General features: G+C 69.6%; 22 protein-coding genes. 6 read left to right on the forward strand and 16 right to left on the reverse strand.

What is annotated here, in order from left to right; genetic code table 11:
• Positions 1–204: 204 nt before the first annotated feature.
• Positions 205–1,905, forward strand: coding sequence for a S53 family peptidase (locus tag LPC04_RS02200; RefSeq protein ID WP_275680544.1), 1,701 nt, complete (start codon positions 205–207; stop codon positions 1,903–1,905).
• Positions 1,906–2,141: 236 nt separating this feature from the next.
• Positions 2,142–2,729 carry an ATP-dependent Clp protease proteolytic subunit gene (locus tag LPC04_RS02205; RefSeq protein WP_275680545.1) on the forward strand — a complete coding sequence of 196 codons (588 nt, stop codon included), beginning with the start codon at positions 2,142–2,144 and terminating at the stop codon, positions 2,727–2,729.
• On the opposite strand, the gene LPC04_RS02210 is transcribed toward LPC04_RS02205, so the two are convergent.
• Entirely contained in the window at positions 2,726–3,415 is a 690-nt protein-coding gene (locus LPC04_RS02210) for a hypothetical protein (protein WP_275680546.1), read from the reverse strand. The genes LPC04_RS02205 and LPC04_RS02210 overlap by 4 nt on opposite strands.
• Before the next feature lie 102 nt (positions 3,416–3,517).
• Between LPC04_RS02210 and LPC04_RS02215 the strand changes: the two genes are divergently transcribed.
• From LPC04_RS02215 to LPC04_RS02225, 3 genes are all read left to right on the forward strand, one after another.
• On the forward strand, positions 3,518–3,940 hold the full coding sequence (locus tag LPC04_RS02215) for a hypothetical protein (RefSeq protein ID WP_275680547.1): 423 nt from the start codon (positions 3,518–3,520) through the stop codon (positions 3,938–3,940).
• Between the two features lie 77 nt (positions 3,941–4,017).
• Positions 4,018–4,209 carry a hypothetical protein gene (locus LPC04_RS02220; protein ID WP_275680548.1) on the forward strand — a complete coding sequence of 64 codons (192 nt, stop codon included), beginning with the start codon at positions 4,018–4,020 and terminating at the stop codon, positions 4,207–4,209.
• Positions 4,206–4,805, forward strand: a complete 600-nt coding sequence (locus LPC04_RS02225) for a class I SAM-dependent methyltransferase (RefSeq protein ID WP_275680549.1) — start codon at positions 4,206–4,208, stop codon at positions 4,803–4,805. The genes LPC04_RS02220 and LPC04_RS02225 overlap by 4 nt, the downstream gene beginning before the upstream one ends.
• Here the strand turns inward: LPC04_RS02225 and LPC04_RS02230 are convergent.
• The 15 genes from LPC04_RS02230 to LPC04_RS02300 all read right to left on the reverse strand — a co-directional run bounded on the left by LPC04_RS02230 (position 4,802) and on the right by LPC04_RS02300 (position 18,030).
• Positions 4,802–5,965 carry an MFS transporter gene (locus LPC04_RS02230; protein WP_275680550.1) on the reverse strand — a complete coding sequence of 388 codons (1,164 nt, stop codon included), beginning with the start codon at positions 5,963–5,965 and terminating at the stop codon, positions 4,802–4,804. The two genes, LPC04_RS02225 and LPC04_RS02230, sit on opposite strands and share 4 nt — an antisense overlap.
• A 12-nt stretch (positions 5,966–5,977) precedes the next feature.
• Positions 5,978–6,283: a ferredoxin family protein gene (locus tag LPC04_RS02235; protein WP_275680551.1), complete on the reverse strand. Its 306-nt coding sequence runs from the start codon at positions 6,281–6,283 to the stop codon at positions 5,978–5,980.
• Positions 6,270–6,965: a DUF4303 domain-containing protein gene (locus tag LPC04_RS02240; protein ID WP_275680552.1), complete on the reverse strand. Its 696-nt coding sequence runs from the start codon at positions 6,963–6,965 to the stop codon at positions 6,270–6,272. The genes LPC04_RS02235 and LPC04_RS02240 overlap by 14 nt, the downstream gene beginning before the upstream one ends.
• A 189-nt stretch (positions 6,966–7,154) precedes the next feature.
• A complete protein-coding gene (locus tag LPC04_RS02245) occupies positions 7,155–7,385 on the reverse strand; it encodes a hypothetical protein (RefSeq protein ID WP_275680553.1) in 231 nt (76 codons plus the stop codon).
• A 189-nt stretch (positions 7,386–7,574) separates the two neighbouring features.
• Positions 7,575–9,644: a phenylacetic acid degradation bifunctional protein PaaZ gene (gene paaZ / locus LPC04_RS02250; RefSeq protein WP_275680554.1), complete on the reverse strand. Its 2,070-nt coding sequence runs from the start codon at positions 9,642–9,644 to the stop codon at positions 7,575–7,577.
• 4 nt (positions 9,645–9,648) lie between these two features.
• The gene (locus LPC04_RS02255) at positions 9,649–10,773 is read right to left on the reverse strand and encodes an ABC transporter substrate-binding protein (RefSeq protein WP_275681907.1); all 1,125 of its coding nucleotides are present in this window, start codon (positions 10,771–10,773) and stop codon (positions 9,649–9,651) included.
• A 61-nt stretch (positions 10,774–10,834) separates the two neighbouring features.
• Positions 10,835–11,485 carry a TetR/AcrR family transcriptional regulator gene (locus tag LPC04_RS02260; RefSeq protein WP_275680555.1) on the reverse strand — a complete coding sequence of 217 codons (651 nt, stop codon included), beginning with the start codon at positions 11,483–11,485 and terminating at the stop codon, positions 10,835–10,837.
• Entirely contained in the window at positions 11,485–12,585 is a 1,101-nt protein-coding gene (paaE, locus tag LPC04_RS02265; protein ID WP_275680556.1) for a 1,2-phenylacetyl-CoA epoxidase subunit PaaE, read from the reverse strand. The genes LPC04_RS02260 and paaE overlap by 1 nt, the downstream gene beginning before the upstream one ends.
• Positions 12,586–12,599: 14 nt before the next feature.
• Positions 12,600–13,124, reverse strand: a complete 525-nt coding sequence (paaD, locus tag LPC04_RS02270; protein ID WP_275680557.1) for a 1,2-phenylacetyl-CoA epoxidase subunit PaaD — start codon at positions 13,122–13,124, stop codon at positions 12,600–12,602.
• Between the two features lie 5 nt (positions 13,125–13,129).
• Positions 13,130–13,975: a 1,2-phenylacetyl-CoA epoxidase subunit PaaC gene (gene paaC / locus LPC04_RS02275; protein ID WP_275680558.1), complete on the reverse strand. Its 846-nt coding sequence runs from the start codon at positions 13,973–13,975 to the stop codon at positions 13,130–13,132.
• Between the two features lie 10 nt (positions 13,976–13,985).
• The gene (paaB, locus tag LPC04_RS02280) at positions 13,986–14,309 is read right to left on the reverse strand and encodes a 1,2-phenylacetyl-CoA epoxidase subunit PaaB (RefSeq protein WP_275680559.1); all 324 of its coding nucleotides are present in this window, start codon (positions 14,307–14,309) and stop codon (positions 13,986–13,988) included.
• A 21-nt stretch (positions 14,310–14,330) separates the two neighbouring features.
• On the reverse strand, positions 14,331–15,338 hold the full coding sequence (gene paaA / locus LPC04_RS02285) for a 1,2-phenylacetyl-CoA epoxidase subunit PaaA (RefSeq protein ID WP_275680560.1): 1,008 nt from the start codon (positions 15,336–15,338) through the stop codon (positions 14,331–14,333).
• Between the two features lie 115 nt (positions 15,339–15,453).
• Positions 15,454–16,764: a phenylacetate--CoA ligase PaaK gene (gene paaK / locus LPC04_RS02290; RefSeq protein ID WP_275680561.1), complete on the reverse strand. Its 1,311-nt coding sequence runs from the start codon at positions 16,762–16,764 to the stop codon at positions 15,454–15,456.
• A gap of 1 nt (position 16,765) precedes the next feature.
• Positions 16,766–17,203 carry a hydroxyphenylacetyl-CoA thioesterase PaaI gene (paaI, locus tag LPC04_RS02295; RefSeq protein WP_275680562.1) on the reverse strand — a complete coding sequence of 146 codons (438 nt, stop codon included), beginning with the start codon at positions 17,201–17,203 and terminating at the stop codon, positions 16,766–16,768.
• Entirely contained in the window at positions 17,203–18,030 is an 828-nt protein-coding gene (locus LPC04_RS02300) for an enoyl-CoA hydratase-related protein (RefSeq protein WP_275680563.1), read from the reverse strand. The genes paaI and LPC04_RS02300 overlap by 1 nt, the downstream gene beginning before the upstream one ends.
• Before the next feature lie 178 nt (positions 18,031–18,208).
• Here LPC04_RS02300 and LPC04_RS02305 point away from each other — a divergent pair, with 178 nt between their 5' ends.
• Positions 18,209–18,817: a phenylacetic acid degradation protein PaaY gene (locus tag LPC04_RS02305; protein WP_275680564.1), complete on the forward strand. Its 609-nt coding sequence runs from the start codon at positions 18,209–18,211 to the stop codon at positions 18,815–18,817.
• Position 18,818: the final 1 nt, after the last annotated feature.

The following is an 18,818-nucleotide window of genomic DNA, read 5'->3' on the forward strand; positions in this document are numbered from 1 at the left end:
ATCGCGCGATCCCAGTATCCGCCTATGCCGATCAGGGCTATCGCCGTCGCGACATGGTTTTCATGGTTCGCAAACAACGCGCCGAATACCCACGGGAAAACGAGATGATGGTTAGCGAGCGTTCAACTCGCCGAGAAGCCGCATTTATATTTCGCGGCCCGGGGATCACCTTATCCCCATCACCTGTCCATCTCGGAGATTCAAATGTCCAAATTGGGGAATATCGGAACTCATATTGGTGCGCGCCGCAAGGTCAGCCTGGCGCTGATGGCCGCGCTCGGCACGCTGTCGCTGGGCGCGCAGGCCGAAGGCGCGCACACGAAGCACGTGCACGCCGAGATCCCGGGCGGCCAGGCCCAGATGGTCGGCACCCCCGCCGCGACCCAGGTGATGAACCTCGACATCGTGCTGCCCGTGCGTGACCGCGAAGGCCTGCAGGCGCTGGCGCGCGCGATCACCGATCCCGACAGCCCGATGTTCCGCCACTACATCACCCCGGCGCAATTCACCGAGCGCTTCGGCCCGACGCAAGCCGACTACGAGGCCGTGCGCAGCTACATGGAAGAGCGCGGCCTGAAGGTGACCGGCGGCACGCGCGACGGCATGGACCTGCAGGTGCAGGGCTCGATCGACAAGGTCGAGAAGGCCTTCCACGTGACGATGCGCAACTACAAGCATCCGACCGAGAACCGCACGTTCTTCTCGCCCGACCGAGAGCCGACGACCGACCTCGCCGTCAAGCTGTGGCACGTCTCGGGCATGGACAACTTCTCCATCCCCAAGCCCAAGTACGTCAAGCGCACCGACTACGCCGCCGCCCGCGGCATCTCCGAGGACGCGGTCGTCTCGCACGCCACCACCGGCTCGGGCCCGTCGGCCTCGTTCCTGGGCAGCGACATGCGCGCCGCCTACTATGGCAGCGGCTCGCTGACCGGCGCCGGCCAGCACGTCGCGCTGTTCGAGTACTACGGCACCGACCTGGCCGACCTGACCACGTACTACAAGAACATCGGCCAGACGAACAAGGTGCCGGTCACGCTGATCTCCACCGACGGCACCAGCACCTCGTGCACCGCCAAGAACAAGTGCGACGACGGCGAGCAGGAGCTCGACATCACCCAGGCGCTGGGCATGGCCCCGGGCCTGGCCGGCCTCGAGATGTATGTCGGCTCCACCGACACCGCCATCATCAGCGCAATGACCACGCACAGCCCGCTGGCCGGCGCGATCGGCTGCTCGTGGGGCTGGACGCCCGCCGACGCGAGCACGCTCGATCCGTACTTCGAGAAGATGGCCGTGCAGGGCCAGAGCTTCTTCGTCGCGTCGGGCGACAACTCGACGTGGACGAAGTCCGGCAACGCCGAATCCTGGCCGGCCGACGACGCGAACATCATCGCGGTCGGCGGCACGGATCTCGTCACGGCCTCGGCCGGCGGCGCCTGGAAGTCGGAGACCGCCTGGGTCGACTCGGGCGGCGGCATCTCGCCCAACAAGATCAAGATCCCGACCTGGCAGCAGACCGCGGGCGTGATCACGTCGACCAACAAGGGCTCGACGAGCTACCGCAACGGTCCGGACGTGGCGGCCAACGCCAACTTCACGTTCTACACCTGCGACAACCAGACGACCTGCCAGGCCAACGCCTACGGCGGCACGAGCTTCGCCGCCCCGATGTGGGCCGGCCTGGTCGCGCTGGCCAACCAGCAGGCCGCCTCGCAGGGCAAGGGCAACGTGGGCTTCTTCAACCCGAAGATCTACTCGCAGAACGTGACCTCGAGCTACTCGACGGGCTTCCACGACGTCACCAGCGGCAAGTCGGGCAGCTACTCCGCCGGCACCAACTTCGACCTGGTGACCGGCTGGGGCAGCCCGAAGCCGGCGATCATCACGCAGCTGCTGAAGTAAGCCGCGGCGCTTCGGCGTGATCGGGCGGGACGAGGGGCGACCCTTCGTCCCGCCTTTCATTTGCGGTCCCGCCTGCGCGCGTTCGTCGATTTCCGCGGCCGGCCGTTGAACTTGCGGCCATCGTCTCCACCTGCTCCGCATCGTCGAGCAACTCGACCGACCCGCGTGCCGCGTCGGGGCCGCGGAACGCGGTACGCTTGGCACCTGAGACAAATCCGGAGCTCACTCAAATGCACATGGAATCCCCCCCGCCCGCCGCCGCGCATGCCGACGCCCGCAGCTCCTTCCTCGAAGAAAAGGCCTTCAAGTCGCGCACGGTGCTGGTGTTCGGCGCGATCAACGACCAGTCCGCCGCCGACACGGTGCGCCGCCTGATCGCCCTCGACGCCGACTCGCCCAAGGAGCCGATCGACATGCTCGTGTCCTCGCCGGGCGGCCACCTGGAGTCGGGCGACACCGTGCACGACGTCATCCGCTTCATCTCGGCCCCGGTGCGCATGATCGGCACCGGCTGGGTCGGCAGCGCGGCGACGCACCTGTTCCTGTCCGTGCCCAAGGAACGCCGCTTCTGCCTGCCGCAGACGCGCTTCCTGATCCATCAGCCCAGCGGCGGCGCCGGCGGCCAGGCCACCGACATCGCGATCATGGCGCGCGAGATCATCAAGGCCCGCGAGCGCATCGCCAAGGTCATCGCGAAGGAAACGGGCCAGCCGCTCGAGAAGGTGCTGGTCGACATCGAGCGCGACAACTGGATGGGCCCCGAGGAAGCCATCGAGTACGGCCTCATCTCGCGCATCATCGAGAACCGCAAGGATCTCGACTAACGCACGTCCAGGTGGTATGTCGTCGACAACGGCGTGCTGTCATAGCGCGCGTTGACGACGATCGTGTGCGGTCCGGCCGACAGCGGCGCGAGCATCACGTACCAGCCGTCGGCGACCGCCGTCTTCGCACGCGACGGCGGGAACTGGCGCGCGCCGAGCGCGAAGCAGTCGCCGGTGGGGATGCGGTGGCTGGGCATGTTGTCGACCGCCACGCCGTCAATCGTCATCGTGAGCTGGCTCACGTGCGTGAGGCTGCCCGAGGCGAGGCGCGCCATCGACTCGCAGACCGGCTCCTTGTTGCCCGAGCGCTCCACCGTGGTGGCGAGCGGCACGAACAAGGTCTTGCCATTCGGAATGGTGCAGCTGCGCTCGACCGGCCCCGTGCCGTCCGACGTCGCGAGGAACCACACGTCGCCCTCCTGCTTCGCGGCGCACAGCGCACCGGTGGTGTCGGAGACCGGGCTGTTGCCGCGCGCGAACGTCGCGACCCATTGCAGGTAGGCCTCGGACCATTCGACCTGCGAGTGGTCATAGACGACGTCGTCGGTGACGATCCTTGCGGGCTGCGGCATGCCGTTGTCGGCGGCGGTCGCGGCGGTCGCAAGCAGGCCGATCGCGATGTGCACGGCGCAGACAAGCGTGCGGCGCACGGACGGATGGCGGGGGGAACTCGAAGGCAGGTGCATGTCCGCATTCTCGCGGCTCCAGGCAAAGCACGCGCGCACCGGCCGCGATGCCCTTGTCGGCCGCGGTAAGCTTCGCGTCACAACAACCGCTGAGGAGGCCTCTTGAACACGACATCGACCGGCCAGGACTGGAGTCCGAAACAAGTCCCCGCACGCCATGCCGATACGACGGCCGACATTCACCGCACGATCGCCTGGATCTACGGCGTGCTGGGTCTGCTGATCGTGGCGGTCTTCGCCTTCGCGTCGATGGGCAGCGTCCGCGAGCACGAATGGGGCGCGGCCGCTGCCGTCGCATTGTTCTTCGGCGCCGTCGTTGCGCTCCACGCGGCGCTGGCGGTCGGTGCGCGCAACCGCAACGGCATCGCGAAGACGGGCTCGGTCATCGTCGGCGTGCTGATGCTGTTCGGCTTCCCGATCGGCACCATCGTCGGCGGCTTGCTGATCTACAACAGCACGCAGAACTGGCCGCCGAAGCGCCTGCAGCAAGTCGGCGGCGCCGGCCCCGACCTGCGCGATCTCTGACCGAAGCGTTCGCCGCTCGAACGATGCCGCAGCACGAACCAGCCACGCGACGGTCACGGCTCACGCGCCGGGAATGGATGCTGATCGCGCTCGGCCTGGGCGCGTGGGTGGCGCTCGCGCTCGGCGGCGTGTGGTTCGTGCACCAGATGACGCGCTCGAAGGCGTCGTGCGGCGGCCAGATCGAGGCGCGCACGGCGATGCCCAGGGGCCAGGCGACCGGCCCGCGCAACGCGCTGCAACTGCTCACCGGCACGGGCCGCTGCCAATGACCATCGCGCCCGGCACGACGGCGTTCTACGATCGCTGGGCCGTCGCCGGCGAGGAGGCCCCGCGCAGCGCGATGTCGCGCCACTTCGAGTCCGCGTTCGCGCCCGGCGCGCGCGTGCTGGACGTGGGCTGCGGCAAGGGCCGCGACATCGTCGCGCTGCTGGACATGGGCTTCGATGCCTTTGGCGTCGAGCCCAACGACGCGATGCGCGCGCAGGCGCTCGCGCGTGACGCGCGCCTGCGCGGACGCGTCGAGGCGGCCGCGCTGCCCGCGCTGGGCCAGCCCTTCGGCGGCGGCTTCGACGGCGTCGCCTGCAGCGCGGTGCTGATGCACGTGCCCGACGACGCGCTGCCCGCGTCGCTCGCGGCACTGAGCGCCGTGCTGCGGCCGCGGGCGCGCCTGCTGATGGCCGTGCCGGAGATGCTGCCCGAGTTGCTGGCCGACGGCCGCGACCCGGACGGGCGCGCGTTCACCAACCACGCAACGCCGCGTGTCGAGCAGTTGCTGGTCGACCTCGGCTTCGCGCTCCTGCGCCACGACGAGATCCCGACGCCGCAGACCGACACGCGCTGGCGCGTGATGCTCTTCGAGCGCTAGTCCCAGCGCACGCGCCGCGACAGCGCCGCCAGCGCGATCGCCGACGCGGCGACGACGGCCATGCCCCACGACAGGTTGGTGGCCTGCGCCACCGCGCCGATCACCAGCGGGCCGACGAGGAAGCCGAGAGAGCCCAGCGTCATCACCGCCGCCAGCGCGACGCCGCCCTCGCGCGCGCCGGCCGCGTACACGCACGGCGACACCGTCGCCACGCCGATACCGAACAGCCCGAAACCCACCAGCGCGGGCCAGACGCCACCGATCAGGAGCGCTGCGGCGAGGCTCAGGCCCGCCAGCAGCGAGCCGCCGAACAGCAGCCGGCGCGCGCCCCAGCGCACGCGCGCGCGATCGCCGAACCAGCGCGTCACCAGCATCGCGCCCTGCAGGCTCGCGATGCCCAGCGGCGCCACCTGCTGCGAGGCCGCGGCGCGTTCCTTCAGGTAAAGCGTCGACCAGTCGACCATCGAGCCCTCCACGATCATGCCGAGGAAGGCCATCGCGCCGATCAGCAGGGCCGCGCCGCGCGGCAGCGCGAACGAGCGCGTGCCGCCGTCGATGGCGTTCGCGTCGGCGACGAGCCCCGCGCGCGGCAGCAGCGTCGCGGCCAGCACGACCAGCGCGGCGACCGCGAAGTGCACGGGCACCGAGGTCGTGAAGCCCACGATGCTGGACGCGAGGAACGCGCCGGCCATCGTGCCGAGGCTGAAGACCGCGTGCAGCCGCGACATCACCGGCACCGCCGTCGCGCGCTCGACCTCCACACCTTGCGCGTTCATCGCGACATCCATCGTGCTGGCGATCACGCCGTACAAGCACATCACGATGCAGGCCAGCATCCAGCTCGGTGCCAGGCCCAGCGCGACGAGCCCGGCCGCGAGCAGGCATCCCGCCAGCACGCTCGCGCCGCGCGAACCGAGCTTGTGCAACGCCGCGGCCGTCACCGGAAACGACAGGACCGAGCCGATCGCCGCGGACAGCAGCACGACGCTGACCTGCGAGGTGCTCAGGCCGAGAGAAGCCTTGATCGCCGGCAGCCGCGACGTCCACGTGCCGTAGCCGAAGCCCAGCGCGCCGAAAAGCGAGGCGACGGCCAGTTGGCTGGCGCGCACGGAGGGGACGACGCGCGTGGCGTCGGAAGCTAAGGCGGAAGACTCGGACATGCCGCAAGGCTATCAGGACTTCGTGGAACCGGTACCAACCCGCTGCAAGGTGATCGCGCTCTCGGGGCAGGCGCTGACGCACAGCCCGCAACCGTGGCACTGGTCGGCGCGCAGCACCTCGGCCTGCTGGCCGCCGTGCACCCACCACTTGAGCGTGCCCAGCATCGTCAGCTGCGGCAACTCGCCGCGTTCGCGCCGGCACACGACGAAGACGTCGTACGGACACTCGGCGACGCAGGCCGACTTGCCTTCGCAGCGGTTGGCGTCGACGACGGGCGCGAAGACACCGGCGGGATGCCTGCAGTCACTCGAAGACATCGTCCTCCGGCAGCGCCTCGTCCGGCAGGTACAGCTTGTAGAACGCCTGGTTGCCGGCGTTCATCTCCTCGCCGAAGCGCCGGGCGACCGCCGGCGGGTTCAGCATCCTGGCGAAGTCGTAGCGCTCGAGGTTGGACTGGTCGGCCTTCCACACGCACAGCACCAGGCGCTCGCGCTCGGGCCCGCTGCCGAACAGGCCTTCCTCGTCCAGGTCCTGCAGCGCCTCGACGGCGATCTCGAAGACCTCGTCGACGAGGGTGTCGAGCGTCTCGCCCTCGTCGTCGACATCGTCGAACTCGGCGCCCTCCTCGAAATCGTCGGCGTCGAAGTCGTCGTCCTCGTCGGCCTCGGCATCGAGCTCCTGGACGAGCAGGTTGGCCTCCGGCAGCAGGTCGGCGCCCTCTTCGTGCAGCGGCGAGTCGACGAGGCTCCAGCGCAGGTTCTGTCGGACGAGCGCGGGATCGCGGCCCTTGCCGCGCTTGCTGACGAGCGCCGCCGCGACGGCTGCCTCCAGGCCCGCCTCGCTGAAGGCCGTGACCGACAGCGTGCTGGCCGAGTCGGTGGTGACGACGCCGAAGCCGTATAGGCCCTCGCCCGCATGCGCGGCGTGGACGGCCTTCCACGCGGCCCGCAGCTCGGCATGCAGCGTGGACTGGAGCAGGGACGAGTGGAGTTCGGGCATGGCACGCTTCCTGTCTGAACGGACCCCGCAGCTTAGCGGCGCCAGCGCATAGCGCCAGCGGCAACCAGCCTGATGGCGGGGCTGATCGACGTCAACGGCCCGGGCAGCGCCCAAAAACAAAACGCACGCCCGAGGGCGTGCGTCCGTGAAGCATCTTGCGGAGCCGGTCGGGCGCCCCGCAGTCATGCATCAAGCCGGCTGCGCGTCGGCCTCCTTGCAGCTGGGAGCGCAGACCGACTGGGCGCGGCCCAGGAGCTTGCGGGTCTTCAGCTGGGCACGGGGACGATGCTTGCCGCAGAGAAAGCACGACATCGTGGCAGCGCCAAAGGCGCCGGTGGCGGCGAAAGGGGATCCTGCGGCCTTGGAGCGATAGCGCAGGCCGTCGGCCCCAAGGGTGGTCTTGACTTCTTGCTTCGACATCGAGTGATGATCCTTCCGGGGTAGGAACAGGGCGGAGAACGTGAAGATGTTCCGCCCCGTGCAGGCGTAACTATACCACACTTACTGTATAAACTCTCAGCCACCGACTGGGGCATTCCCTGTCGAGCAAGCCCCGTGCCACAACGCGGCCGTGGGCTGCCCGACAACAGTCCGGATACCCCGCGGGGTTCAGGCGGCGGCCGCCGGCTCCGTCCGCTTGGCGACCAGCGTCAGGATGTCGTAGCTCGCCACGACCTCGCCGTCCTGGTTCGTCACCTCGACGTCCCAGGCCACCACGCCCTGCCCTCGCCCGTCGGCGCCGACCTTGTTGCGGTCGATCTTGCGCTTGCAGGTGAGGCGCGCGCGGATCGTGTCGCCGATGCCCACCGGCTTGACGAAGCGCAGCGTGTCGAGCCCGTAGTTCGCGAGCACCGGCCCCTCGGCCGGCGAGACGAACAGGCCCGCGGCGGCCGACAGCACGAAGTAGCCGTGCGCGATCCGCTTGCCGAAGGGAGACGCCTTTGCCGCAATCTCGTCGAAGTGCATGTAAAAGAAGTCGCCCGAGATGCCGCCGAAGGCGACGATGTCGGCGTCGGTGACGGTTCGGCGGTGCGTCAGCAGCGAGTCGCCGACGGTCAGGTCCTCGAACGCGTGGCGGAACGGATGGACGCCCGACTCGTGCACCGCCGCGCCCTTGACGTGCTCGCCGGTGACCGCGGCCAGCATCGTCGGCGAACCTTGCACTGCAGCGCGCTGCAGGTAGTGCTTGACCGCGCGGATGCCGCCCAGCTCCTCGCCGCCGCCGGCGCGGCCCGGGCCGCCGTGCTTGAGCGACGGCAACGGCGAGCCGTGGCCGGTGGACTCGCCGGCGGCGTCGCGATCGAGGACGAGGATGCGGCCATGCAGCGCCGCCAGACGTCCGACCGCATGCGCCGCGCGATGCGGGTCGCGCGTGACGAGCGTGCCCACGAGGCTGCCGCGTCCGCGCTCGGCCAGCGCCAGCGCCTCGTCGAACTCGTCGTAGGGCATCAGCGTCGACACCGGGCCGAAGGCCTCGACGTCGTGCGCGGCGGAGTTCATGTCCGGGCGCTCGCACAGCAGCAGCGTCGGCGCGAAGAACGCGCCCTGGTCGGTGCCGGTGCCGCGCGGCGCGAAGCCGGCGTCGGCGCCGAACAGCACCGTGTTGCCACGCGCCAGCTGCGCGACGCGCTCGGCGACGTCGCGCTGCTGGTCGCGCGACGCGAGCGCGCCCATCGTCACGCCTTCCAGCGACGGATCGCCGACGACGATCTTCGCGAGCCGCGCCTTCAGGCGCTCGGTGACGGCCGCGAGGTGCTTGCGCGGCACGATCGCGCGCCGGATCGCGGTGCACTTCTGGCCGGCCTTGGCCGTCATCTCGCGCGCCACTTCCTTGACGAACAGGTCGAACTCGACGTCGTCGGGCGTGACGTCGTCGGCCAGCACCGCGCAGTTCAGCGAGTCGGCCTCGGCGTTGAAGGGCACGCTGTTCGCGATCAGGTTGGGCCGCACGCGCAGCTTGGCGGCGGTATCGGCCGAGCCCGTGAAGGTGACGATGTCGCGGCCGTCGACGCGATCGAGCAGGTCGCCCGTCGAGCCCACCACCAGTTGCAGCGAGCCCTCGGGCAGCAGGCCCGATTCGACGACGAGGCGCACCATCGCCTCGGTCAGATAGCTCGTCGACGTGGCCGGCTTGACGATGCTGGGCATGCCCGCGAGGAAGGTCGGCGCGAACTTCTCGAGCGCGCCCCATATCGGGAAGTTGAACGCGTTGATGTGGACGGCCACGCCGCGTCGCGGCACCAGCACGTGCGTGCCGGCGAACTGGCCCTTCTTGCCCAGCGCCATCGCCGGGCCCTCGTGGATCAGGTTGCCGGACGGCAGCTCGTTCGAGCCCATGCTGGCGTACGCGAACAGCGTGCCGGCGCCGCCCTCGACGTCGATCCAGCTGTCGGCGCGCGTCGCGCCGGTGTGGTGCGAGATTGCGTAGAGCTGCTCCTTGCGCTCCATCAGGAACTTGGCCAGCGCCTTCAGCCGCGCGGCGCGCTGCTGGAAGTCGAGCGCCAGCAGCGCGGGCACGCCGACGCGGCGCGCGTGATCGACCGCTTCGCCGAAGTCGAGTTCGTCGGCGTGGGCAAAGGCCACGGTGCGGCCGTCGATCGCGCTCGCGAGCGCGGCGCCCGCGCGCGCGCCGACGAAGCGGCCGCCGACGTAGCTCTGGAGTTGCAAGGGCTGGCTCATCGATTTACTCCTGGACCTTCCACGCGCCCTTGTCGATCTTGACCATCACGCGGGCGCGCTGGTCGAGGCCGAGGTGGTCGGTGGGCGTCATGTTGAAGATGCCGTGCGCGCCGGCGACGTTCTTCGTGCTCTCCAGCGCGTCGCGCAGCGCGGCGCGGAACTCCGGCGTGCCGGGCTGCGCCTTCTTGAGGGCGACGGGGATCGCCGCGGCCATCAGCTTGCCGGCGTCCCACGCATGGCCGCCGAAGGTCGACACCGAGTCCTTGCCGTAGGCCTTCTCGTACGTGTCGACATACTCGATCGCCGAGACGCGCACGGGGTTGCCCACCGGCAGCTGGCGCGCCACGAGCACCGGGCCTGCGGGCAGGAACGTGCCCTCGACGTTCTTGCCGCCCACGCGCAGGAAGTCGGCGTTGGCCACGCCGTGCGTCTGGTAGATCAGGCCGGCGTAGCCGCGCTCCTTGAGCGTGATCTGCGGCAGCGCGGCCGGCGTGCCGGAGCCGGCGATCAGCACCGCGTCGGGCTTGGCGGCCTGGAGCTTGAGCACCTGCGCCGTCACCGACGAATCGTTGCGCGCGAAGCGCTCGTTGGCCACGATCGTGATGCCCTTGAGCGCCGCGGCCTTGCTGAACTCGCCGTACCAGCCCTCGCCGTAGGCGTCGGCGAAGCCGATGAAGCCCACCGTCTTCACGCCGTGGTCCTTCATGTGCGACGCGATGGCCAGCGACATCTGGATGTCGTTCTGCGGCGTCTTGAAGACCCACTTGCGCTTGTCGTCCATCGGCTCGACGATCTTGGCCGACGCGGCCATCGAGATCATCGGCACCTTGGCCTCGGAGACAACGTCGATCATCGCCAGCGAGTTGGGCGTCACCGTCGAGCCCAGGATGATGTCGACCTTGTCCTCGGTGATCAGCTTGCGCGTGTTGCTGACGGCCTTGGTGGTGTCGGAGCCGTCGTCCAGCACGATGTAGTGGATCTTCTGGCCGGCGATGGTCTGCGGCATCAGCGCGATCGTGTTCTTCTCCGGGATGCCCAGCGACGCGGCGGGCCCGGTGGCGGACACGGTGACGCCGACGTTGATGTCGGCCAGCGCGGTGCCGACCGCCAGCGTCAGCACGGCGGCCATCAAGGCATGGAACGAGGAACGGATCTTGTTGCTCATCGAGGTCTCTCCATCAATCAGTCGGTCAATCGGTCAGGGAAGGGATCGCGGCATTCTGGCGTGCCGCGGCGCGCGGCTTGCGCACCGCCTCGAGGCCGCCGAAGAACAGGTCGGCGACGATCGGCGCCATCTGCTCGTGCGTCAGGCCGCCGTCGGGGCGCAGCCACGTGAACATCCAGTTGATCATGCCGAACAGCAGCATCGCGAGCGGACGATCGAGCTCGTTGCGCGCGAGGTTGGGCCGCACCGCGGCGATGGCATCGGCGAACGCGGCCACGACGCGGCGCTGCGGCTCCTGCACCTGCACGCGCTCGGCGTCCTCGAGGAAGCGCACGTCCTCGGTCAGCACGCGGTGCTCGTTCTGAGCGTTGGCGTACTCGCGCACGAAGCGCAGGATCAGCGCGCGCAGCCGCGTGTCGGCATCGGCGTCCCGCGTCTCCTCCAGCACCTCGACGACGAACTGCTCCAGCCGCGCGACGTGGCCCACGGTGATCTGGAACAGCAGCTCGCGCTTGTCGCGGTAGTAGTGATACAGCCCGGCCTTCGAGACGCCGCAGGCCGCCGCGATGTCGTTCATCGACGTCGCCGTGTAGCCCTGGTCGGCGAACAGCTCCGCGGCCCGCGCGAGGATGGTGTCGCGCTGGTCGTCGTAGGTGGCGGAGCGGGTTCGGGCCATCAGCGGTGGTCGAACGAGATGCGGACTTCGGTGGTCGTCGGATGCGCCTGGCAGGTGAGGATGAAGCCGGCGTCGAGGTCGCGCTTCTCGAGCGCGTAGTTGCGCGTCATGCGCACCTCGCCCGAGTCCAGGTGCGCGCGGCAGGTGCCGCACACGCCGGACTTGCACGAATACGGCACGTCCAGACCCGCGTGGGCGCAGGCGTCGAGCAGGTTGTTGTCGGCCTCGTGGTACTCGATCTGGTGCGTGACGCCGTCGCGGACGACCGTCAGGTGGCAGTCGGCCGCATCGCCCGGCGCGGGCGACTGCACCGGCGCGGACTGCACACCCATGCCCGTATCGGCCGGGATGGGCACGCCGAAGCGCTCGACGTGGATGCGCTCGGCCGCGACGCCCGCGGCCAGCAGCGCGGCCTCGGCTTCGTCGTTCATCATGAACGGGCCGCAGATGAACGCGTGGTCGATGTGGTCGGCGACGATCAGGTGCTGCAGGAACTCGCCCAGCTTGGCGCGATCGAGCACGCCCTGGTTCAGCGGCGAGTCGACGCGCTCCTCCGAGAACACGTGGTGCAGCGATACCCGGGTGACGTACCTGTTCTTCAGGTCCTCGAGTTCTTCCTTGAACATCGTCGAGGCCGCGCGGCGATTGCCGTAGACCAGCGTGATGCGGCTGCCCGGCTCGCTGGCCAGCACCGTCTTCATGATGGAGATCATCGGCGTGATGCCGCTGCCGCCCGCCACGCACAGGTAGTTGCGCGCTGCCGCCGGCTCGATGGGCACGAAGAAGCGGCCTTGCGGCGGCATCACGTCGATGGTGTCGCCGACGCGCAAGTTGTCGGCCAGCCAGTTGGAGAAGCGGCCGCCGCGCACGCGCCGCACGCCCACGCGCAACTCGCCGTCGGCGATGCCCGCGCAGATCGAGTACGAGCGGCGCACCTCCTCGCCGGCGATGCGCTGCCGCAGCGTCAGGTACTGGCCCTGCGTGAAGCGGAAGCGGTCGCTCAAGCTCTCGGGGATGTCGAACGAGACGACCATGGCCTCGTCGGTCTCGGGACGCACGGAGCGCACCTTCAGCGGATGGAAATGGGTGTCGACGGCCATGTTGGCTTTCTTGCTCAGATCGGCTTGAAATGTTCGAAGGGTTCGCGGCACGCGACGCAGCGGTACAGCGACTTGCAGGCGGTCGAGCCGAAGGCGGACAGGCGTTCCGTCTGCGCACTGCCGCAGCGCGGGCAGTCGACGTTGCGCGCCATCAGCCTGATCGGCGAGACGTTCGCGCCCGTCGCCTCGCTCGCGCAGGATCCCGGCGGCGCGATGCCGTAAGCGCGCAGCCGCTCGCGGCCCTGCGGCGTGATCCAGTCGGTCGTCCACGCGGGCGCGCGCCGCTGCGTCACGCGCGCGGGCCCGAGCCCGGCGGCGTTCACGGCGTCGGTGATCGCCTGCTCGATGACCTCGGTCGCGGGGCAGCCGGAGTACGTCGGCGTGACGACGACCTCGAGCCCGTCGCCGTGCTCGACGACGTCGCGCACGATGCCGAGGTCGGTGACCGAGATCGCCGGCACCTCGGGGTCGAGCACGCCGTGCAGCACGTCCCACGCACGCGTGACGCGCGTGGAGGACGACGATACCGGCGCGGTCATCGCGTTCACCACGCGCCGCCCGGGAAGCTGCGCTGCAGCGTCTGCATCTCGGCCAGCAAGTAGCCCATGTGCTCGCTGTGCACGCCGCGCGAGCCGGTGGAGCGGAACGCGCCCGTCGCGGGGATCGCGAGGCCGGCTTCGGCGAACACCGGCGCGACGAGCGCGTCCCACTCGGGCTTCAGCGAGACACGCATCGGGCCCAGGCCGGACTCGGCGGCCGCGGTGTCGACGTCGTCGGTCTCGAACAGCTCCGCCGTGTAGGGCCACAGGCGGTCGACGGCCTGGCGCGTGCGTCGCGTCGACTCGTCGGTGCCGTCGCCCAGGCGCACCAGCCAGTCGGCCGCGTGCGCCACGTGGTAGCGCGATTCCTTGACGGCCTTGCCGGCGATGGCGGCGATCTCGGCGTCGCCCGACCCTTCGAGCCTGGCCCACAGCACGTTCATCCAGGCGGCGAGCAGGAAGTTGCGGACGATCGCGTTCGCGAAGTCCTGGCCGGCGCGACGGCCCGGCAGCTCGGCGATCGTGAAGTTGCGGAAGTCGCGTTCGTTGCGCAGGAACGCGAGCTGGTCCTCGTCGAAGCCGGCCTGCTGGCCGACGTGCGTCAGCAGCGCGCGCGCCTGGCCGACGAGATCGAGCGCGAGGTTGGTCAGCGCGATGTCCTCTTCGAGGATCGGCGCGTGGCCGCTCCACTCGGCGAGGCGCTGCGCGTGGATCAGGCAGGTGTCGCCGATGCGCACGAGATACGCCTGCAGCGGCGTGGGCGCGAAGGCGATGGACTCGGTGGTCGTCGAGGCGATCGACGACGAAGGACTCGCGGTCGTCGGCAAGGGGGCGAAGGTCGTGGTGGTCATGACCGCGTCCTCACATGTGCCCGACTTCGGGCGGCAGCTCGTAGAACGTCGGATGGCGGTAGACCTTGTCCTCCATCGGATCGAACAGCATCGCCTTGTCGGCCGGATCGGACGCGACGATCTGGTCGGAACGCACGATCCACACGCTGACGCCCTCCTGGCGCCGCGTGTAGACCTCGCGCGCCAGCTGCAGCGCCATCTTGGAATCGGCGGCGTGCAGGCTGCCGCAGTGCTTGTGGTCGAGGCCGGCCTTGGGGCGCACAAACACCTCCCACAGGGGCCATTCGTGGGCCTGTGCCTGAGCGTTGGCGATGTCGGTCTTGGATGCGGTCATGGGTATTCTTCCGATGTTCGTTCAGGCGGCGCGCTGCTCTTGCCGGGCCGCGGCCTTGCGTGCATGCGCGAGGGCCGCTTCGCGCACCCACTCGCCGTCGTTCCACGCGTCCACGCGCTCGGCCAGGCGCTCCTTGTTGCACGGGCCGTCGCCGTTGACGACCTGCCAGAACTCGCTCCAGTCGATCGCGCCGAAGTCGTAGTGCTCGCGCCCGGCGTTCCACTTCAGGTCGGCGTCCGGCAGCGTCACGCCGAGGATCTTGGCCTGTTCGACGGTGGCGTCGACGAACTTCTGGCGCAGGTCGTCGTTGCTGATGCGCTTGATGCCCCAGCGCATCGACTGCGCGGTGTTGGGCGACTGGTCGTCCGGCGGGCCGAACATCATCAGGCTGGGCCACCACCAGCGGTTGGTCGCGTCCTGCACCATGGCCTTCTGCGCGTCGGTGCCGTGCTGCATCATGTGCAGCAGCGAGTCGTAGCCCTGGCGCTGGTGGAACGACTCCTCGCGGCAGATGCGCACCATCGCGCGGGCGTACGGCGCGTACGAGCAGCGGCACAGCGGCAGCTGGTTCATGATGGCCGCGCCGTCCACCAGCCAGCCGATCACGCCGACGTCGGCCCAGGTCAGCGTCGGGTAGTTGAAGATCGACGAATACTTGGCCTTGCCGGTGTGCAGCGCGTCCAGCATCTGGTCGCGCGAGGTGCCCAGCGTCTCGCCGGCCGCGTAGAGGTAGAGGCCGTGGCCCGCCTCGTCCTGCACCTTGGCCAGCAGGATCGCCTTGCGCTTCAAGGTGGGCGCGCGCGTGATCCAGTTGCCCTCGGGCAGCATGCCGACGATCTCGGAGTGCGCGTGCTGGCTGATCTGGCGCACCAGCGTCTTGCGGTAGTGCTCGGGCATCCAGTCCTTGGCCTCGATGAACTCGTCGGCGTCGAGCGCGGCCTCGAAGCGCTGCTCGGCGACGACCTCGTCGGCGTTGCGGATGACAGCGCGCTCTTCCTTCGGCGCGGTGTCCATGGCTTGCGTATACATCGAAGTTCCTTTAAAGCGAAGCTCTGATCAAAGCTCGGGCGTGCGCTCGGCCGCTCCGGAGTAGCCCGAGCGCCCCCTCGGGAGGCTGCGAACGAAGCGAGCGGGGGTTGTCATGTCATGACTTCTTGCGTTGATCGACGACGCGACGCGCCTTGCCGACAAGGGTTCGTTCGATCGAATCGGGCATGCCGACGCGCACCGCGGTGCTCACGCCGGTCAGCGTCTTGATGCGTTCCTGCAGGTCGCGGCCGACCGCGCCCGGATCGCTGCCCGCGTGCGTGGGCAGCAGCTCGCACAGCACTTCGACCTTGTCCAGCAGGCCGTCGCGCGTGACCACGAGCTGATACTGCCCGCCGAGCGCGCCATGCGCCAGCACGATCTCCTCGATCTGCGTCGGGAACAGGTTGACGCCGCGGATGATCAGCATGTCGTCCGAGCGGCCGACGATCTTGCCCATGCGGCGCATGCTGCGCGCGGTGGGCGGCAGCAGGCGCGTGAGGTCGCGCGTGCGATAGCGGATCACCGGGAAGGCCTGCTTGGTCAGCGTGGTGAAGACGAGCTCGCCCTCCTCGCCGTCGGGCAGCACGGCGCCGGTCTCGGGGTCGATGATCTCGGGATAGAAATGGTCTTCCCAGATCACCGGGCCGTCCTGCGTCTCCACGCACTCGCTCGCCACGCCCGGGCCCATCACCTCGGACAGGCCGTAGATGTCGACGGCGTCGATGTCGGCGGCCTGCTGGATGTCGCGCCGCATCGCCTCGGTCCACGGCTCGGCGCCGAAGATGCCCACGCGCACGCTCATCTCGCGCGGATCGAGGCCCTGGCGGCGGAACTCCTCGCAGATCACCTGCATGTACGACGGTGTGACCATGATCGCGTCGGGCTTGAAGTCCTGGATCAGCTGCACCTGCTTCTCGGTCTGGCCGCCGGACATCGGCACCACCGTGCAGCCCAGGCGTTCCGCGCCGTAGTGCGCGCCCAGGCCGCCGGTGAACAGGCCGTAGCCGTAGGCCACGTGCACCATGTCGCCCTTGCGCACGCCCGCGGCGCGCAGCGATCGCGCGACAAGGTTGGCCCAGTGGTCGATGTCGGACCGCGTGTAGCCGACGACGGTCGGCTTGCCCGTCGTGCCCGACGACGCGTGCACGCGCACGACCTGCTCGCGCGGCACCGCGAACATGCCGAACGGGTAGTTCGCGCGCAGGTCGCCCTTGCCGGTGAACGGGAACTTCGCGAGGTCGGCCAGCGTCCTCAAGTCAGACGGATGCACGCCCTTCTCGTCGAACGCGCGCCTGTAGTGCGGCACGTTGGCGTAGACGTGCGCGAGCGTCTCGCGCAGGCGCGCGAGCTGCAGCGCGGCGATCTCGTCGCGGCTGGCGCGTTCGATGGGATCGAGTTCGGTGGGACGGAGCGCGTGGATCGGCATGTCAGCCCTCGATGGCAAGCACCGGCTTGCCCTTCATCGTGTAGGAACGACCGCGGAACGCGAGCACGCGCTCGTCGCGCTGGTTGCGCACGTCGACGTCGTAGACGCCCAGGCGGCCGGACTTGCTGATCTCGACCGCCGTGGCCACGAGCTCGTCGCCGAGCCGGGCCGGCGCGACGATCTGCACGTCGAAGCCCGCGGCCACCGTGATCTCGTTGTAGGCGTTGCACGCAAACGCGAAGCACGAATCGGCCAGCGTCGTCATCAGGCCGCCCTGGCAGGTGCCGTAGCCGTTGAGCATGTCCTCGCGCACGGTCATCGTCATCGTGCAGCTGCCCGGGCCGATGGCGGCGACTTCCATGCCCATGCCCTGCGAGGCGCGATCCGTCGCCCACATGTGATCGCGGACGCGTTCGGCGATGCGCTGCGGATCGGCCATCAGCGATCCTTGAAGACGGCGGGACGCTTCTGCTGGAACGCCGCGACGCCCTCGGCGAAGTCGTGCGCGCGGCCCAGCTCGCCCTGCACGCGGGCCTCCAGCGACAGCGCGTCGGCCAGCGACAGCGACTGCGACGCGTCGAGCGCCTGGCGCGTCGCGACCAGCGCCTTGCTGGGTTGCGCGGCAAGACGCATCGCCAATGCGAACGCCTGTGCCTGCAGGTCGGCGTCGTCCACCACCTGCCAGATCAGCCCGAAACGCTCCGCGTCGGCGGCCGACAGCTTGTCGCCCGTGAGCGTCAGCGCCAGCGCGCGGGCGCGTCCGGCCAGGCGCGGCAGCAGCCAGGTGCCGCCACAGTCGGGAATCAGGCCGATCCTGGAGAACGCCTGGATGAAGCTGGCCGAGCGCGCGGCCAGCACGATGTCGCAGCAGAACGCGAAGTTGGCGCCCGCGCCGGCGGCCACGCCGTTGACGGCGCAGACGACCGGCACCGGCATGGCCTGGATGCGCATCGCGAGCGGGCGGTAGTTCTTCTCGATGACCGCCGCGATATCCGGCTTGCCGTCGGCGCCGGCGGCCATGCCGGGGTCGTTCAGGTCCTGTCCGGCGCAGAAGCCGCGGCCGGCGCCGGTGATCAGCACGGCGCGCACGTCGGAGTCGCCGGCGGCCGCGTCGAGCGCGGCGCGCAGCTCGGCGTGCATGTCCTGCGTGAAGCTGTTGAGAGCGGTGGGACGGTTGAGCGTCAGCACCCGCACGTGACCCCGCTGCGCGATCTGGATCAGCGCGTCGGGCGAGGAAATCGGCGTCGAATCGAGCAGGTCGAACATGGTGAGCCTCGCGTCGGGATCGTGGATCCCTTCAGAATGGGTGGTGCCGGGGAGTCGATGACCGAGATCTGGCGGGTTCGCCAATTCTTTGACCGACCGGTCGGTTAATCTTAGACTGAGGTCACGGCGGACGCAAGCCCGCCCGACAAACGCGGCCTTTATCTCGAGGAAACCCCGAATGCCCTGCTACGAAATCGACGGCCTGCGCCCGGTCGTGCACCCGACGGCCTACGTCCACCCGACCGCCGTGCTCATCGGCGACGTGGTGATCGGCCCCGGCGCCTACATCGGCCCCTGCGCCAGCCTGCGCGGCGACTTCGGCCGCATCGTCCTTCAACGCGGCTGCAACGTGCAGGACACCTGCGTCATCCACGGCTTCCCGGCGTCCGACACGCTGCTGGAGGACAACGCGCACATCGGCCACGGCGCGGTGCTGCACGGCTGCGTGATCCGCGCCGACGCGCTCGTGGGCATGAACGCCGTCGTCATGGACGAGGCGGAGATCGGCGCCGGCGCCTTCGTCGCCGCCAGCGCCTTCGTGCGCGCCGGCCTGAAGGTGCCCGCGCGCTCGCTGGCCGCGGGCGTGCCCGCCAAGATCCTGCGCGAGCTGAGCGACCAGGAACTCGCGTGGAAGCGCGAAGGCACCGCGACCTACCAGCGGCTGACCGAGCGCTGCCTCGCGACGATGAAGGAATGCGCGCCGCTCGCCGCCGAGGAGCCGGATCGCCCGCGCCTGGACGGCGGCAGCGTGCAGCCGCTGGTGGCGACGAAGCGGGCCGGCGACTGAG

It is taken from the genome of Scleromatobacter humisilvae (assembly GCF_023231945.1).
GTDB classification, from domain to species: Bacteria; Pseudomonadota; Gammaproteobacteria; order Burkholderiales; family Burkholderiaceae_C; genus Scleromatobacter; species Scleromatobacter humisilvae.

What these genes read in the sequence shown, in the direction of transcription:
- paaI (WP_275680562.1), bottom strand. Translation starts at nt 17,203, where the DNA reads ATGGCCGATCCGCAGCGCATCGCCGAACGCGTCCGCGATCACATGTGG.
- paaB (WP_275680559.1), bottom strand. Translation starts at nt 14,309, where the DNA reads ATGACCGCATCCAAGACCGACATCGCCAACGCTCAGGCACAGGCCCAC.
- paaC (WP_275680558.1), bottom strand. Translation starts at nt 13,975, where the DNA reads ATGACCACCACGACCTTCGCCCCCTTGCCGACGACCGCGAGTCCTTCG.
- LPC04_RS02255 (WP_275681907.1), bottom strand. Translation starts at nt 10,773, where the DNA reads ATGGCCGCCGTGCTGACGCTGGCGGTCGGCACCGCGCTGGCCGACATC.
- LPC04_RS02240 (WP_275680552.1), bottom strand. Translation starts at nt 6,965, where the DNA reads ATGCCCGAACTCCACTCGTCCCTGCTCCAGTCCACGCTGCATGCCGAG.
- LPC04_RS02305 (WP_275680564.1), top strand. Translation starts at nt 18,209, where the DNA reads ATGCCCTGCTACGAAATCGACGGCCTGCGCCCGGTCGTGCACCCGACG.
- LPC04_RS02230 (WP_275680550.1), bottom strand. Translation starts at nt 5,965, where the DNA reads ATGTCCGAGTCTTCCGCCTTAGCTTCCGACGCCACGCGCGTCGTCCCC.
- LPC04_RS02260 (WP_275680555.1), bottom strand. Translation starts at nt 11,485, where the DNA reads ATGGCCCGAACCCGCTCCGCCACCTACGACGACCAGCGCGACACCATC.
- paaD (WP_275680557.1), bottom strand. Translation starts at nt 13,124, where the DNA reads ATGACCGCGCCGGTATCGTCGTCCTCCACGCGCGTCACGCGTGCGTGG.
- LPC04_RS02245 (WP_275680553.1), bottom strand. Translation starts at nt 7,385, where the DNA reads ATGTCGAAGCAAGAAGTCAAGACCACCCTTGGGGCCGACGGCCTGCGC.
- LPC04_RS02225 (WP_275680549.1), top strand. Translation starts at nt 4,206, where the DNA reads ATGACCATCGCGCCCGGCACGACGGCGTTCTACGATCGCTGGGCCGTC.
- paaE (WP_275680556.1), bottom strand. Translation starts at nt 12,585, where the DNA reads ATGGCCGTCGACACCCATTTCCATCCGCTGAAGGTGCGCTCCGTGCGT.
- paaA (WP_275680560.1), bottom strand. Translation starts at nt 15,338, where the DNA reads ATGTATACGCAAGCCATGGACACCGCGCCGAAGGAAGAGCGCGCTGTC.
- LPC04_RS02205 (WP_275680545.1), top strand. Translation starts at nt 2,142, where the DNA reads ATGGAATCCCCCCCGCCCGCCGCCGCGCATGCCGACGCCCGCAGCTCC.
- LPC04_RS02210 (WP_275680546.1), bottom strand. Translation starts at nt 3,415, where the DNA reads ATGCACCTGCCTTCGAGTTCCCCCCGCCATCCGTCCGTGCGCCGCACG.
- LPC04_RS02235 (WP_275680551.1), bottom strand. Translation starts at nt 6,283, where the DNA reads ATGTCTTCGAGTGACTGCAGGCATCCCGCCGGTGTCTTCGCGCCCGTC.
- paaK (WP_275680561.1), bottom strand. Translation starts at nt 16,764, where the DNA reads ATGCCGATCCACGCGCTCCGTCCCACCGAACTCGATCCCATCGAACGC.
- LPC04_RS02200 (WP_275680544.1), top strand. Translation starts at nt 205, where the DNA reads ATGTCCAAATTGGGGAATATCGGAACTCATATTGGTGCGCGCCGCAAG.
- LPC04_RS02300 (WP_275680563.1), bottom strand. Translation starts at nt 18,030, where the DNA reads ATGTTCGACCTGCTCGATTCGACGCCGATTTCCTCGCCCGACGCGCTG.
- paaZ (WP_275680554.1), bottom strand. Translation starts at nt 9,644, where the DNA reads ATGAGCCAGCCCTTGCAACTCCAGAGCTACGTCGGCGGCCGCTTCGTC.
- LPC04_RS02220 (WP_275680548.1), top strand. Translation starts at nt 4,018, where the DNA reads ATGCTGATCGCGCTCGGCCTGGGCGCGTGGGTGGCGCTCGCGCTCGGC.